Origin of the sequence: Streptomyces sp. NPDC058671, assembly GCF_042716475.1 — a bacterium.
In the GTDB taxonomy this organism is placed as follows: Bacteria; Actinomycetota; Actinomycetes; order Streptomycetales; family Streptomycetaceae; genus Streptomyces.
The window spans coordinates 78,517-93,197 of the sequence record NZ_JBHXSA010000017.1 but is presented as its reverse complement, the minus strand read 5'-3'; the positions used below and the strand labels follow the sequence as shown (position 1 = coordinate 93,197).

The following is a 14,681-nucleotide window of genomic DNA, read 5'->3' as shown; positions in this document are numbered from 1 at the left end:
CGGGGGGTGAGCACCACCCCCGGCCCCGCCCCCGCCTCCTCGCCCGACCGCACCCCCGTCCCCGAGCTCTTCACCTGGGAGTTCGCCGCCGATCCGTACCCCGCCTACGCCTGGCTGCGGGAGCACGCGCCCGTACACCGGACGACGCTGCCGAGCGGGGTCGAGGCCTGGCTCGTGACCCGGTACGCGGACGCCCGGCAGGCCCTCGCCGACCAACGGCTCTCCAAGGACCCGGTGCACCACGCGGAGTCCCCGCACGCGAAGGGCAAGACGGGTATCCCGGGCGAACGCAAGGCCGAGCTGATGACCCATCTGCTCAACATCGACCCGCCCGACCACACCCGGCTGCGGCGCCTCGTGTCGAAGGCCTTCACCCCGCGCCGCGTCGCCGAGTTCACCCCGCGCGTGCAGGAGCTGACCGATCGCCTCATCGACTCCTTCGTGGAGCGGGGCAGCGCGGACCTCATCCACGAGTTCGCCTTCCCGTTGCCGATCTACGCCGTCTGTGACCTGCTCGGCGTGCCCGAGGAGGACCAGGACGACTTCCGGGACTGGGCCGGGATGATGATCCGGCACGGCGGGGGACCCCGGGGCGGGGTCGCCCGGTCGGTGAAGAAGATGCGCGGCTATCTCGCGGAGCTGATCCACCGCAAGCGGCTCGAACCGGGCGACGACCTGATCTCGGGACTCATCAGGGCGTCCGACCACGGCGAGCACCTCACCGAGAACGAGGCCGCCGCCATGGCCTTCATCCTTCTCTTCGCGGGCTTCGAGACGACCGTCAACCTCATCGGCAACGGCGTGTACCAACTGCTGCGCCATCCCGAGCAGCGCGCACGACTCCAGGCCTCCCTCGCGGCGGGCGAGACCGGACTCCTGGGGACGGGCGTGGAGGAGCTGCTGCGGTACGACGGGCCGGTCGAGATGGCGACCTGGCGGTACGCGACGGAGCCGCTGACCATCGGCGGGCAGACGATCCCGGCGGGGGACCCGGTGCTGGTCGTGCTGGCCGCCGCGAACCGGGACCCGGAGCGGTTCACGGCGCCGGACAGCCTGGACCTCACGCGGCGCGACAACCAGCACCTCGGGTACGGGCACGGCATCCACTACTGCCTCGGCGCGCCGCTCGCCCGCCTGGAGGGACAGACGGCTCTCGCGACCCTCCTGACGCGCCTTCCGGACCTGCGACTTGCCGCGGACCCGGCCGAACTCCGGTGGCGCGGAGGGCTCATCATGCGCGGATTGCGCACGCTTCCGGTGGAGTTCTCCCCGTCCGTACCGCTCCAGCACACTGACGGCGTATCAGAAATGTGATCTTCGCGTGATCGCGGGGCCATCGACTTGTGACGAGCGTTCGAATACCGCTACGTTCGCGGCACTCTCAGCCGTCACGCGAAAGGCGCTCCTATGCGTTCCGGGAACGGACGACACCGTCGCCCCCGTCAGGCCCCCGCCCTCGTCGTCGCAGCCGGTGTGACCGGCTCCGCCATGGCGCTGCCGCTGCTCGCCACGGGCTCCGCCTCCGCGGCCGACGCCGCCACCTGGGACCGCGTCGCCGAGTGCGAGTCAGGCGGCCAGTGGAGCGCCAACTTCGGCAACGGCATGTACGGCGGGCTCCAGTTCACCCAGGACAGCTGGGAGCGGCACGGCGGCCTGGCGTACGCGCCCAGCGCCGACCTGGCCAGCCGGGCCCAGCAGATCGCGGTGGCCGAGAAGGCCCTCGCCAGGGGCTCCGCCGAATGGGCCACCTGCGCGCCGATCGCCGGCCTGACGAACGACGGCACGGCCCCCGGTGTGAATCCCGGCCCGGCCTCCGTCCCGAGGGCGCCCACGGGGCCGGTCGTCGAGTCGAACAGGACGGCGGGGCTGCCGGGGGCCTCGACGGGCACCTCCGCGACCGCGAAGCCGAGCGCGGGGACGGCCGCGACGCCGACCGCGCCCGTCGCACCGGCCACTTCCGGGACGTCCGGCAGGCCCGTCACGCCGACGGCTCCCGTCTCGCCGACCACCCCGGTGAGCCCCTCCGTGCCGACCGCCCCGACCGACGCGACCCACCCGGCCGTGCCGACGTCGCCGGGCGCGCCGACCACGCCGGTCACCCCCGACACCCCTGACGCCTCTGTCACGCCCGGTACGTCCGTGATGCCCGGTACGTCGGCGGGTGACGGGTCGTCGGCCACCGTCGGCACCGGCAAGCACCGGGGCGGCGCCGCACCGGAGGAAAGCGGCAAGGGGGACACTTCTACCGAATCAGGTAGACATGCCTCATCCGCTAACAAGTTCGGCGAAAGCCCCCTCACCGCGACCCCGGTCGGCGCGGTGAAGAATTCGGGTGCAACGGACAGTCAGGACACTTCGGACGCGTACACCGTGCGGCCGGGTGACAACCTGTCCGACATCGCGCGGGCGAACGAGCTCCCCGGCGGCTGGACCGCCCTCTATGACGCCAACCGGCGGACGGTCGGTGTCGACCCGGATCTCATCCTCCCTGGTCAGAGCCTCGATCTGACGGAAGGTTCGCCCGCGAACGCCGAATGATTCGAGCGCTTATGTCCGGTTCTGGGTAAGTGAGACATGGGTCTCTTCGCCCCAACTGGCGTGTCCCGCCCGCACGGTCGGCTCCCGTCACCCCTCACCTGCACAAATGCCACTCGCCGGAGGGCAAGTAGGGGCGATATTTCCGCAATACGCCTCTTTGAACTTCCGGCGGGTCTGTGTCTACGGTCGTCACTGCTCGCCACCGCGGGCCCCGTCGACCGAAACGCCGAATCCTGCCGTCGGCCGATGGGAACAGTCGTCGCGTAAGCGCCGAAGGCAGGAGTGGGGGACCCAAGGTAAGTGCCGGTCCCGGCCGTTGAGAGACGGCCGGCGAACGGCTTGGGGTGAAGCCGCGTGCCACAGCACGCGGCCGGGCAACTTTCCGGCCCGAACCCGACAGCTCACCTCACAGGCGTCGGTGAGGAGAATCTCCATGCTGTTTTCCGGCAAGGGCAAGCACCGCCGTCCCTCCAAGGCCACCCAGGTCGTCACGCTCGTCGGCGTCACCGGTGTCGCCGTCGCGGCCCCGCTGATGACCGCGGGCACCGCCTCGGCCGCCACGGCCTCCGAGTGGGACCGCGTCGCCCAGTGCGAGTCCGGCGGCAACTGGTCCATCAACACGGGCAACGGCTACTACGGCGGCCTGCAGTTCTCGGCCTCCACCTGGGCCGCGTACGGCGGCACCGCCTACGCCTCGACCGCCAACCAGGCGTCGAAGTCCCAGCAGATCGCCATCGCCGAGAAGGTCCTCGCGGGCCAGGGCAAGGGTGCCTGGCCGAGCTGTGGCGTGGGCCTCTCCAACGCCTCCTACAGCGGCGGCTCCGCCGAGTCCGCCCCGCAGCAGCAGGAGCGGAAGGCCGAGCAGCCGACCACCCGCAGCGAGCAGCGCCAGGCCCCGAAGAAGTCCGCGCAGCAGACCCCGCAGCGCCAGGCCACGCCGAAGGCCGCCACCAAGAAGACCGTCACCACCCCGACCGGCAAGTCGGTCAAGAAGGGTGACGGCGAGTACAAGGTGGAGTCCGGCGACACCCTCGGCACCATCGCCCGGGCGCACGGCGTCCAGGGCGGCTGGAGCAAGCTCTTCGAGCTGAACAAGGACGTCGTCGAGAACGCCGACCTCATCTACCCGGGCCAGCAGCTCCACCTGAAGTGAGCCCGGCGGTCCGCGTGAGTCCGGCGGCTCACGCGGCCCCCACGACCCTCCCGCGGTGACCACCCCGGTCCGGCGCGCCTCCCCCCTGTGCGCGCCGGGCCGGGGTTCCCGTCTTTCCGCAGCACGCCGGACATGACGGTTACCGCCCAGTAGATCCGGGGCCCTTCGTCCCGGGATGCATGCCCTTGGGTCCTTTTTCGTCCCAGGGGGCGGGCGCCCGGCCGACCGGAGCCCCCGCGCCGGTTAGGCTCTTGTCGCAAGGCCGAGCGACCCCGCACCGACCTTGCGTCACATCCAGCGTCACATCCCAGAAGGAGATGCTCGTGCCGTCCATCGACGTCGTCGTAGCCCGGGAAATCCTGGACTCCCGAGGCAACCCCACGGTCGAGGTCGAGGTCGGCCTCGACGACGGCAGCACCGGCCGTGCTGCTGTTCCGTCCGGCGCCTCCACCGGTGCGTTCGAGGCCATCGAGCTTCGCGACGGTGACCCCAACCGCTACCTGGGCAAGGGTGTCGAGAAGGCCGTCCTCGCCGTCATCGAGCAGATCGGCCCGGAGCTCGTCGGCTACGACGCCACCGAGCAGCGCCTGATCGACCAGGCCATGTTCGACCTGGACGCCACCGAGAACAAGGCCTCGCTCGGCGCCAACGCCATCCTCGGCGTCTCCCTCGCCGTCGCGCACGCCGCGTCCGAGGCCTCCGACCTCCCGCTCTTCCGCTATCTCGGCGGTCCGAACGCGCACCTGCTGCCCGTTCCGATGATGAACATCCTCAACGGTGGGTCGCACGCCGACTCCAACGTCGACATCCAGGAGTTCATGATCGCCCCGATCGGCGCGGAGTCCTTCTCCGAGGCCCTCCGCTGGGGTGCGGAGGTCTACCACACCCTGAAGAAGGTCCTGAAGACCAAGGGCCTGTCCACCGGTCTCGGCGACGAGGGCGGCTTCGCGCCGAACCTCGAGTCGAACCGCGCCGCTCTCGACCTCATCATCGAGGCCATCAAGGAGGCCGGTTACGAGCCCGGCCGTGACATCGCGCTCGCGCTCGACGTCGCCGCCTCCGAGTTCTACAAGGACGGTTCGTACGCGTTCGAGGGCCAGTCCCGCACGGCCGCCGAGATGACGGACTACTACGCCGAGCTGGTCTCCGCGTACCCGCTGGTCTCCATCGAGGACCCGCTGTACGAGGACGACTGGGACGGCTGGAAGACCATCACCTCGCGCCTCGGCGACCAGGTCCAGATCGTCGGAGACGACCTGTTCGTCACCAACCCGGAGCGCCTGGCCCGTGGCATCGAGGAGGGCTCCGCGAACGCCCTCCTGGTCAAGGTCAACCAGATCGGCTCGCTGACCGAGACCCTCGACGCCGTCGAGCTGGCCCAGCGCAACGGCTTCAAGTGCATGATGTCCCACCGCTCCGGCGAGACCGAGGACGTGACCATCGCCGACCTCGCGGTCGCCGTGAACTGCGGTCAGATCAAGACCGGCGCCCCGGCCCGCTCGGACCGCGTCGCCAAGTACAACCAGCTGCTGCGCATCGAGGAGATCCTCGACGACGCCGCGGTCTACGCCGGCCGCAGCGCTTTCCCGCGTTTCAAGGGCTGAGCGACGCAGGAAGAGCTGAGCAGACGCACCAGGGCTGAGCAGGCGCCGTAAGGGCTGATCAGCCACAGCGAGGGCTGACACCCCCGCTCATCCGTACGTCCCCGTACTCGGTCCCGTACCGTGTGCGGGGACGTCCGCGTGAACAGGGGAGGCGACACGACATGGCCGCGAAGGACCGGGACCGGTTCTCGACCGCGACCCGGATCAGGCTGCTCGGCGAGCAGACCGCCGCCCGTGTCTACCGCTCCCAGACCCGCCGCCAGGCGCGCCGCTCCCGGCTCACCGGCCGCGCGGCCTTCCTCGCCCTGGTCGTCTGCTCCCTCGTCGTGGCGCTCGCCTACCCCATGCGGAGCTACGTCTCCCAGCAGGGTGAGATCGCCGAGCAGGAACGCCGGGCCGCCGAGGCCGCCCGGCGGGTCGAGGAACTGAAGGACGAGAAGGCCCGCCTCCAGGACCCGGCCTACGTCCGCCGCCTCGCCCGCGAGCACCTGCACTACGTGCTGCCCGGCGAGACCGGGTTCACCGTGAACGACCCCGGCGCGGAGCAGAGGCCCCGCGCCGACCAGGGCGCGGCGGACCGCCCCTGGTACGACAACCTCTGGGACGGCGTGGACCGCGCCGACCGCCCGTAAGCCCGTAACGACCTGACGAGCAAGGCAGACATGGAAACGCCCCCTCCGCAGACCGAACGCACCGAGCCCACCGAGGCGGACATCGCCGCCTTCGAGCTCCAGCTCGGCCGGCCGCCCCGCGGCCTGCGCGCCATCGCGCACCGCTGCCCGTGCGGCAACCCGGACGTCGTCGAGACCGCGCCCCGGCTGCCCGACGGCACGCCGTTCCCGACCACGTACTACCTGACCTGCCCCCGGGCGGCCTCGGCCATCGGGACCCTGGAGGCCAACGGGGTCATGAAGGAGATGCAGGCCCGGCTCGCCACCGACCCGGAGCTCGCCGCCGCCTACCGGGCCGCCCACGAGGACTACCTCGCCCGCCGTGACGCCATCGAGGTCCTGGAGGGCTTCCCGAGCGCCGGCGGCATGCCGGACCGGGTCAAGTGCCTGCACGTCCTCGTCGGTCACTCGCTGGCCGCGGGCCCGGGCGTGAACCCGTTCGGCGACGAGGCGCTCGCGATGCTGCCGGAGTGGTGGGCGAAGGGCGCGTGCGTCAGCCCGTGCGCCGACAAGGAAGAGGGGAAGGGCGCGTGACCCGGGTCGCCGCGATCGACTGCGGTACGAACTCGATCCGCCTCCTCGTCGCCGACGTCACCGTGCCCGACAGCGCCTCCGGCGCGGGCTCCACGGGTGACCTCGTCGAGCTGGACCGGCGGATGACGATCGTCCGGCTCGGCCAGGGCGTCGACAGGACGGGCCGGCTCGCGCCCGAGGCCCTGGAGCGCACCTTCGCCGCCTGCCGCGAGTACGCCCGGGTCATCGAGGAGCTCGGCGCCGAACGGATCCGCTTCGTCGCCACCTCCGCCTCCCGCGACGCCGAGAACCGCGACGAGTTCGTGAACGGGGTCGTGGAGATCCTCGGTGTCGAGCCCGAGGTCATCACCGGCGACCAGGAGGCCGAGTTCTCCTTCACGGGCGCCACCGGCGAGCTCCACGGCTCGGAGACGTACCTCGTCGTGGACATCGGCGGGGGCTCCACCGAGTTCGTCACCGGCAACCGGCACGTGGAGGCGGCCCGTTCCGTGGACATCGGCTGCGTCCGGCTCACCGAGCGGCACGTACGGCACGACCCGCCGACCGCCGAGGAGGTCGAGGCGATCCGCGCCGACGTCCGGGCCGCCCTCGACCTGGCGGCCGAGACCGTGCCGATCGGCACCGCCGGGACCCTGGTGGGGCTCGCCGGCTCGGTCACCACGGTCGCCGCGATCGCGCTCGGGCTCCCCGAGTACGACTCCGAGAAGATCCACCACGCCCGCGTCTCCGCCGCCCGGGTCGCCGAGGTCACCGAGCGGCTGCTCGCCTCCACGCACGACGAGCGGGCCGCGATCCCCGTCATCCACCCCGGCCGGGTCGACGTGATCATCGCCGGGGCGCTCGTCCTGAGGGAGATCGTGGAGCGCGTCGGAGCCGCCGAGGTCGTGGTCAGCGAGCACGACATCCTCGATGGGATCGCTCTATCCGTCGCATAGCGGGGGGCTATCGAGCCTCCTGACGACACCGCGTCGGGAAAGTTCGTGAAGTTCTTCACAAGGAAAAGGGCCCTGATGGCGCCCGAGGGGGGCCGTGAGGCCTTCCGAGGGGTCGCCCAGGGCCCTTTCGCAGGCGCGGAGGCCGATTCGCTCGATGTTTCCATCGTGTGAATGCACCCCGTGGTTCAGCGTTAACGGAAGCTCTCCGGGCCAGTTCACAGGGGGTGAACAACGTTCGCCCGCGCACCCCGGTTCCTTTGCAGCACCATGACCTGGATCACGTGGGCCGCGCAGTGTAGCAGAGGTACCCGAGGAGCTTGTGAAGGGGCGCACGAGCACCCCCTTCTGACGGGGTGGATACTCGATGGCATGAGCACCACGGAGCGTCCCAGGATCCTCGTAGTTGGAGGCGGGTACGTAGGCCTGTACGCAGCTCGGCGCATCCTCAAGAAGATGCGCTACGCGGAGGCGACCGTCACGGTCGTCGACCCGCGGTCGTACATGACCTACCAGCCCTTCCTCCCCGAAGCCGCCGCCGGCAGCATCTCGCCGCGCCACGTCGTCGTCCCGCTGCGACGCGTCGTCCGTGGAGCCGAGGTGCTCACCGGCCGGGTCACCACCATCGACCAGGACCGCAAGGTCGCCACGATCGCGCCGCTCGTCGGCGAGGCGTACGAGCTGCCCTTCGACTACCTCGTCATCGCGATGGGCGCCGTCTCCCGTACCTTCCCGATCCCCGGCCTCGCCGAGCAGGGCATCGGCATGAAGGGCATCGAGGAGGCCATCGGCCTGCGCAACCACGTCCTCGAGCAGCTCGACAAGGCCGACTCGACCACCGACGAGGACGTCCGCCGCAAGGCGCTGACCTTCGTCTTCGTGGGCGGCGGCTTCGCCGGCGCGGAGACCATCGGCGAGGTCGAGGACCTGGCCCGTGACGCCGCGAAGTACTACCAGAACGTGTCGCGCGAGGACATGCGCTTCGTCCTGGTCGACGCGGCCGACAAGATCCTCCCCGAGGTCGGCCCCAAGCTCGGCCAGTACGGCAAGGAGCACCTGGAGAGCCGCGGGATCGAGATCTACCTCCAGACCTCCATGGACTCCTGCGTCGACGGCCACGTCGTGCTGAAGAACGGCCTCGAGGTCGACTCCAGCACGATCGTGTGGACCGCCGGTGTGAAGCCGAACCCGGCGCTCTCCCGCTTCGGTCTGCCGCTCGGCCCCCGCGGCCACGTGGACTGCAACGAGAAGCTCCAGATCAACGGCCTCGACTACGCGTGGGCCGCGGGCGACAACGCCCAGGTGCCGGACCTGGTCGGCCGCAAGGCCGGCAACCCGAACGCCTGGTGCCCGCCGAACGCCCAGCACGCCCTGCGCCAGGCCAAGGTCCTCGGCGACAACGTGGTGGCCGGCATGCGCGGCTTCCCGCAGAAGGAGTACAGCCACGCCAACAAGGGCGCGGTGGCCGGACTCGGTCTGCACAAGGGCGTCGCGATGATCGTCATGGGCAAGGTGAAGATCAAGCTCAAGGGCCGCCTCGCCTGGTACATGCACCGTGGCTACCACGGCATGGCGATGCCGACCTGGAACCGCAAGATCCGCGTCTTCGCCGACTGGACCCTCGCGATGTTCCTCAAGCGTGAGGTCGTCTCCCTCGGCGCCATCGAGACGCCGCGCGAGGAGTTCTACGAGGCGGCCAAGCCCGCCCCCGCGCCGGCCGCCCCGGTGCAGGAGAAGGCCAAGGCCTCCTAGCGCACCCGCAGTACCGCAACACCCCCGCAAGGGCCGTCCGCCATCCGTGGTGCGGACGGCCCTTCGCGTGTTCCCCGGAAAGATTGCGCTGCGGCGGGACTGGAAATACCTACGGACGGTGTTCCCCTGGTGACGATGATGTCCGGGGCACGAGATCACGGAGGTGCGCACCATGGGCGACGCCGCAACGCGGCTTGCGACTCTCGCCGAGGAACTCCTCGGAGGACCGCTCCCGGTCCGACTGCGCGCGTGGGACGGCAGCGAGGCCGGTCCGGTGGGCGGACCCGTCCTCGTCGTGCGGGACCGCCGCGCCCTGCGGAGGATGACCTGGAAGCCCGGCGAACTGGGCATGGCCCGCGCCTGGGTCGCGGGTGAGCTCGACGTCGAGGGAGACCTGTACGAGTTCCTGGACGGCGTCTCCGGCCTCCTGTGGGCGCGCGCCGAGGACACCCGCGGCCTCCTCGACTCCGTACGCGACCCGAGGCTCCGCGCCGCCGCCCGTTCCCTGCTGCGGCTCGTGGGGCCGTATCCGCCGCCGCGTCCGCCCGCGGAGGAGATCCGGGGCCGCAGCGGAGGCCGGCACAGCAAGCGCCGCGACAAGCAGGCGATCAGTCACCACTACGACGTGGGCAACGACTTCTACGAGATCGTCCTCGGCCCGTCGATGGTCTACTCGTGCGCGTACTGGGCGTCCGACGGGCCCGACGCGACCCTGGAGGACGCCCAGCGGGACAAGCTGGACCTCATCGCCCGCAAGCTGAACCTCAGGGCCGGCGACCGGCTCCTCGACGTGGGCTGCGGCTGGGGCTCCATGGCCCTGCACGCCGCCCGGGAGTACGGCGCCCGGGTCGTCGGCATCACCCTCTCCCGCGAGCAGGCCGCGTACGCCCGCAAGCGGATCGCCGACGAGGGCCTGACCGACCTGATCGAGATCCGCGTCCAGGACTACCGGGACGTCGACGACGGCCCGTACGACGCGATCTCCTCGATCGGCATGGCCGAGCACGTCGGCGCGGTCCGCTACCGGGAGTACGCCGACACGCTGTACGGGCTCCTGAAGCCCGGCGGGCGGCTCCTCAACCACCAGATCTCCCGGCGCCCCGAGCCCGAGGAGGAGGCGTACGAGATCGACGCCTTCATCGACGCGTACGTCTTCCCCGACGGTGAACTCGCCCCCATGGGCCGCACGCTGAGCACCCTGGAGGACGCCGGCTTCGAGGTCAGGGACGTGGAGGCGATCCGCGAGCACTACGGGCTGACCCTGCGCCGCTGGGTGGCGAACCTGGAGCGGGAGTGGGACCGGGCGGTCCGGCTCGTCTCGCCCGGCCGGGCCAGGGTCTGGCGGCTGTACATGGCGGCCTCCGCCGTCTCCTTCGAGCGCAACCGGATCGGCGTGAACCAGTTCCTCGCCGTGAAGACCCCGGCGTCGGGGAGGAGCGGGACGGCGCTGCGGCCGCGCGTGTGGAACGAGAAGGCCTGACGTACGGGAAGGGCCGGCCTCCCGGGTCGGGAGGCCGGCCCTTCGCCGGTGGTGCGGTGCCTACTCGGTCTTGATGGCGGCCAGCATGTTCAGCCTGGCGGCGCTCCGGGCCGGCCACAGGGAGGCGAGGACGCCGACCAGGGCGGCCAGGACCAGGAAGAGCCCGATCCGTTCCCAGGGCAGGACCAGGGCGTAGCCCGGCAGGCTGTTCTTGAAGGTCTCGCCGATGGCCCAGCCGAGGAACGAGCCGAGGCCGATGCCGACGACCGCGCCGAACACCGAGATCACCACGGCCTCCAGACGGACCATCCGCTTCACCCGGCGCCGGTCGAGACCGATCGCCCGCAGCATGCCGATCTCCTGCTGGCGCTCGAAGACGGACATCGCGAGGGTGTTGACGACGCCGAGGACGGCGACGATCAGGGCCATCGCGAGCAGGCCGTAGACGATGTTCAGAAGCATGTTGATCTGCCCGCCGAACAAGTCACGGATGTCCTTCTTGTCCATCACGGTGATCGCCGGGTTCTCCCCCAGGGCCTTCGCCAGCGCCTTCTCGTGCGCCTCGGACGGGCCGCCGTCCGTCGCGACGAAGATCTGCGGCGTGTGGGCCTGCTGCTCGTGCGCGTCGATCACCTTGTGGTCGATCATGACGGGCGAGAGGAACTCGCTGTCCTCGTAGACCGCGCCGACCGTGAGCTTGCCCTTGACCCCGTCGAGGTACTCGACCGGCACGGTGACGCCGACCTTCAGTCCGCGCTTCGTCGCGGTCTTCTCCGCGACGGCGATCTTCCCCTGGCCGAGGGAGGCCAGCGAGCCGTCCACGACCGTGACCTTGAGGACCTTCTCGATGGAACCGGGGGTGACACCGGACGCCGCGGCGAAGTCGCCCTTGATCTGCAGCGCGCCGGACTGCTGCGGGGAGACCGCCGTGACGCCCGGCGTCTTCTCCAGGGCGGCCAGCGCCTCCTTGCTGAGGCCGTCACCGCTCGCCATGGTGATCATGTAGTCGGCCTTGATCTGGTCGACCGTCATCTTGTCGAGGGCCGTGCCGACGGTCGAGCCGATCACCGAGAGACCGGTGACGAGGGTCAGGCCGATGGCGAGCGCGGAGGCGGTGGCGCCGGTGCGGCGCGGGTTGCGGACCGCGTTCAGGCCGGCGAGCTTGCCGGAGACCCCGAAGGCCTTCACGAAGACCGGACGGATCACGGCGATCACGGGCCGGGACAGGAACGGGATCAGCACGATCACGCCGATGAGGGTGAGGAACGCGCCGCCCGCGATGAGCAGCCGGCCGTCGTCGCCGCCCTGACCCGCGCCGAGCACGATGAGCACGGCGCCGAGCGCGGTGACGGCCGCGCCGATCGCGTTCCGTACGACGAGGGACTTGCCGTTGGGGGTCGCGTGCACGCTGTTCATGGCGGCGACCGGGGGGATCTTCGCGGCGCGGCGGCCGGGCAGCCAGGCGGCGAACATGGTGATCAGGACGCCGACGCCGAAGGCCGAGAGGGCCGGGGTGGTCTCCAGGACCAGCGGGCCGTCCGGGACCTTCAGTTCGAAGGCGGCCATCGCGGAGCGGAGACCGACCGCCATGCCGATGCCCAGGAGGTAGCCGACGGCGGAGGCGACCAGACCGACGAGACCGGCCTCGGCGAGGACGGAACGGGTGATCTGCTTGCGCGAGGCACCCACCGCGCGCATCAGCGCCAGTTCCTTGGTGCGCTGGGCGACCAGCATGGTGAAGGTGTTGGAGATCAGGAAGACGCCGACGAAGAGCGCGATGCCCGCGAAGCCGAGCAGCACCTGGTTGAGCGCGCCGAGACCGGCCTCGATGTCCTTGGCCTCCTGGTCGGCGAGGGCCTGGCCGGTCTGCGCGGTGGCCGCCTTCGGGACGACCTTCAGGACCTCGGGGACGAGCTTGTCCGCGTCGGTGCCGGGGGTGGCGGTGACGGTCAGGTCCTGGAAGAACCCGGGCTTCAGGTAGAGCTTCTGGGCCACGGAGGTGTCGAAGAGGACGAGGCTGCCGCCGGCGTTGACGGCGCCGTCCTCGGTCGTGAAGACACCGGAGAGCTCGAACTCCTTCACCGGACCGTTGGTGGCGACGCGGACGGTGTCGCCGACCTTGTAGCCGCCCTTGTCGGCGGAGGCCTTGTCGAGCGCGATCTGGCCGTCCTGGACCGGCCCGCCGCCCGCGGTGAAGGTGTACGCGCGGTCCTTGCCGTCCTTGCCGGGGGCGAAGTTGGTGCCCTTGTTGGACCAGCCGACGCCGATCAGCTTGCCGTCCTTGTCGGGCACACCGGCGAAGCCGTCGACGCGGGGCGTGACGGAGGCGACCCCGTCGAGCTTCCCGACGCGGTCGACGACCGCCTGGGACAGGCCGGGGGTCTTCTTGGCCTCCTCCTCGCTCGGGTACATGCCGACGGCGACGGCGACGTCGTCGTAGCTCTTCGCGGACTGGCTGCGGAAGGCCTGGGAGAGGGTGTCGGTGAAGACGAGGGTGCCGGAGACGAAGGCCACGCCGAGCATCACGGCGAGGACGGTCATCAGCAGTCTCGCCTTGTGCGCGAGCACGTTGCGCAGGGCGGTACGGAACATGGGTGTGTCCTGAACGGAAGGGGGTGGGACGGAGGTCGGGGCGGGGCCGCGTTACGGCGTCAGCTCGTACGGCCCTTGGCGTCGAAGGCCTTCATGCGGTCGAGGACTCCGTCCGCCGTCGGGTGGAGCATCTCGTCGACGATCCGGCCGTCCGCGAGGAAGATGACACGGTCCGCGTATGAGGCGGCCACCGGGTCGTGGGTGACCATGACGACGGTCTGGCCCAGTTCCCGTACCGAGTTGCGCAGGAAGCCGAGGACCTCGGCGCCGGAGCGGGAGTCCAGGTTTCCGGTGGGCTCGTCGCCGAAGATGATCTCGGGGCGGGAGGCGAGGGCGCGGGCCACGGCCACGCGCTGCTGCTGGCCGCCGGAGAGCTCGGTCGGGCGGTGGCTGAGCCGGGCGGAGAGGCCGAGCATGTCGATGACCTGCTGGACCCACTGCTTGTCGGGCTTGCGGCCCGCGATGTCCATGGGCAGCGTGATGTTCTCCAGGGCGGTCAGCGTCGGCAGCAGGTTGAAGGCCTGGAAGATGAAGCCGATCTTGTCCCGGCGGAGCTGGGTGAGCTGCTTGTCCTTCAGGGTGGACAGCTCCGTCTCGCCGATCCGGACCGAGCCGGAGGAGAAGGAGTCGAGGCCGGCGACGCAGTGCATGAGCGTCGACTTGCCGGAGCCGGAGGGGCCCATGATCGCGGTGAACTCGCCCTGACGGAAGTCCACGCTGACCCCGTCGAGCGCGACCACCTGGGTCTCGCCCTGTCCGTAGACCTTGGAGAGATCCGTGGCGCGGGCGGCCACCGCGGTGGCGCGGGACACGGTGGGGGTGGTGGTCACGAGGGACTCCTGTCACTGCGGGGCTGTTGCGGGAACCCCTCCATCGTGTCGAGCGTTCCGGGCCCGGTCGTCCGCCCACATGCCCGTTCCCGGGGCAGCCTGGAGTCGGACCGGGGGTCCGGTTCGTCCTCCTGAGGTATGACGGCGGCCCTGAGGGGAGCCGTCGTGGACGCCCTTCCGGACACCCTTGTGGCGGTGTTCGGCCGAGGTGACAGAAGTGCGACGACTTTTCGTCATTCCAGGGGGTACGGCTTTGCGCCTGCGACTCCCGTCACAGTTCGACGAAAGCGCCTTCACCTGCACTGACACACCCTCAGGCGCCAATAAAATCAGACAACATCGGGCTCACGTTCCGCTGAACGAGGGAGGCGCCCCGATAGGCTCATGTGCCAACGCGGAGCTTCGCGACGCCCGGATGGTGGAATGCAGACACGGCGAGCTTAAACCTCGCTGGCCTTCGGGCCGTACCGGTTCGAGTCCGGTTCCGGGCACCACCGGGCCCCAGGCGAGTGCCTGCGGCCCGGCGAGGCCCCTCCTCTCCCCCCTTCGCTCCTCGTCAGGCGTTTGAAAAGATCCTCCCCGAGCACTAGAGAGT

Annotated in this window: 11 protein-coding genes, 1 tRNA gene and 1 riboswitch; of the genes, 10 read left to right on the top strand and 2 right to left on the bottom strand. The window is 70.5% G+C overall.

All coding sequences use genetic code 11. The annotated features are described in order from the left end of the window. Positions 1 to 6 precede the first annotated feature (6 nt). The 9 genes from ACFWV2_RS21735 (at position 7) to ACFWV2_RS21695 (ending at position 10,664) form a co-directional block, all read left to right on the top strand. The gene (locus ACFWV2_RS21735; RefSeq protein WP_384406705.1) at positions 7 to 1,314 is read left to right on the top strand and encodes a cytochrome P450; all 1,308 of its coding nucleotides are present in this window, start codon (positions 7 to 9) and stop codon (positions 1,312 to 1,314) included. 93 nt (positions 1,315 to 1,407) lie between these two features. Then, a complete protein-coding gene (locus tag ACFWV2_RS21730) occupies positions 1,408 to 2,538 on the top strand; it encodes a transglycosylase family protein (RefSeq protein WP_384406703.1) in 1,131 nt (376 codons plus the stop codon). Between the two features lie 258 nt (positions 2,539 to 2,796). Continuing rightward, positions 2,797 to 2,968: riboswitch (cyclic di-AMP (ydaO/yuaA leader) on the top strand. 3 nt (positions 2,969 to 2,971) lie between these two features. Then, entirely contained in the window at positions 2,972 to 3,691 is a 720-nt protein-coding gene (locus tag ACFWV2_RS21725; protein ID WP_360793429.1) for a transglycosylase family protein, read from the top strand. A gap of 323 nt (positions 3,692 to 4,014) precedes the next feature. Then, positions 4,015 to 5,295 carry a phosphopyruvate hydratase gene (gene eno / locus ACFWV2_RS21720; protein ID WP_384406700.1) on the top strand — a complete coding sequence of 427 codons (1,281 nt, stop codon included), beginning with the start codon at positions 4,015 to 4,017 and terminating at the stop codon, positions 5,293 to 5,295. A 161-nt stretch (positions 5,296 to 5,456) separates the two neighbouring features. Next, a complete protein-coding gene (locus tag ACFWV2_RS21715; protein WP_360793433.1) occupies positions 5,457 to 5,927 on the top strand; it encodes a septum formation initiator family protein in 471 nt (156 codons plus the stop codon). 30 nt (positions 5,928 to 5,957) lie between these two features. Then, complete coding sequence (locus tag ACFWV2_RS21710) at positions 5,958 to 6,500, top strand: DUF501 domain-containing protein (protein WP_384406698.1); 543 nt, start codon at positions 5,958 to 5,960, stop codon at positions 6,498 to 6,500. Continuing rightward, positions 6,497 to 7,435, top strand: coding sequence for an exopolyphosphatase (locus ACFWV2_RS21705; protein WP_384406696.1), 939 nt, complete (start codon positions 6,497 to 6,499; stop codon positions 7,433 to 7,435). Before ACFWV2_RS21710 ends, ACFWV2_RS21705 begins: the two co-directional genes overlap by 4 nt. A 369-nt stretch (positions 7,436 to 7,804) precedes the next feature. Then, positions 7,805 to 9,184, top strand: a complete 1,380-nt coding sequence (locus ACFWV2_RS21700; protein ID WP_384406694.1) for an NAD(P)/FAD-dependent oxidoreductase — start codon at positions 7,805 to 7,807, stop codon at positions 9,182 to 9,184. Between the two features lie 172 nt (positions 9,185 to 9,356). Then, positions 9,357 to 10,664: a class I SAM-dependent methyltransferase gene (locus ACFWV2_RS21695; protein WP_384406692.1), complete on the top strand. Its 1,308-nt coding sequence runs from the start codon at positions 9,357 to 9,359 to the stop codon at positions 10,662 to 10,664. A gap of 60 nt (positions 10,665 to 10,724) precedes the next feature. On the opposite strand, the gene ACFWV2_RS21690 is transcribed toward ACFWV2_RS21695, so the two are convergent. Together ACFWV2_RS21690 and ACFWV2_RS21685 are read right to left on the bottom strand one after the other, a co-directional pair. Beyond that, a complete protein-coding gene (locus ACFWV2_RS21690; protein WP_384406690.1) occupies positions 10,725 to 13,256 on the bottom strand; it encodes an ABC transporter permease in 2,532 nt (843 codons plus the stop codon). A gap of 59 nt (positions 13,257 to 13,315) precedes the next feature. After that, positions 13,316 to 14,086, bottom strand: a complete 771-nt coding sequence (locus ACFWV2_RS21685; protein WP_384406688.1) for an ABC transporter ATP-binding protein — start codon at positions 14,084 to 14,086, stop codon at positions 13,316 to 13,318. A 409-nt stretch (positions 14,087 to 14,495) separates the two neighbouring features. Between ACFWV2_RS21685 and ACFWV2_RS21680 the strand changes: the two genes are divergently transcribed. After that, positions 14,496 to 14,580, top strand: a tRNA-Leu gene (locus tag ACFWV2_RS21680). Positions 14,581 to 14,681 lie beyond the last annotated feature (101 nt).

Excerpts from the sequence above, each read along its gene's own strand:
- ACFWV2_RS21725 (WP_360793429.1), top strand. The coding sequence starts at position 2,972 with ATGCTGTTTTCCGGCAAGGGCAAGCACCGCCGTCCCTCCAAGGCCACC.
- ACFWV2_RS21710 (WP_384406698.1), top strand. The coding sequence starts at position 5,958 with ATGGAAACGCCCCCTCCGCAGACCGAACGCACCGAGCCCACCGAGGCG.
- ACFWV2_RS21730 (WP_384406703.1), top strand. The coding sequence starts at position 1,408 with ATGCGTTCCGGGAACGGACGACACCGTCGCCCCCGTCAGGCCCCCGCC.
- ACFWV2_RS21715 (WP_360793433.1), top strand. The coding sequence starts at position 5,457 with ATGGCCGCGAAGGACCGGGACCGGTTCTCGACCGCGACCCGGATCAGG.
- ACFWV2_RS21690 (WP_384406690.1), bottom strand. The coding sequence starts at position 13,256 with ATGTTCCGTACCGCCCTGCGCAACGTGCTCGCGCACAAGGCGAGACTG.
- ACFWV2_RS21695 (WP_384406692.1), top strand. The coding sequence starts at position 9,357 with ATGGGCGACGCCGCAACGCGGCTTGCGACTCTCGCCGAGGAACTCCTC.
- ACFWV2_RS21700 (WP_384406694.1), top strand. The coding sequence starts at position 7,805 with ATGAGCACCACGGAGCGTCCCAGGATCCTCGTAGTTGGAGGCGGGTAC.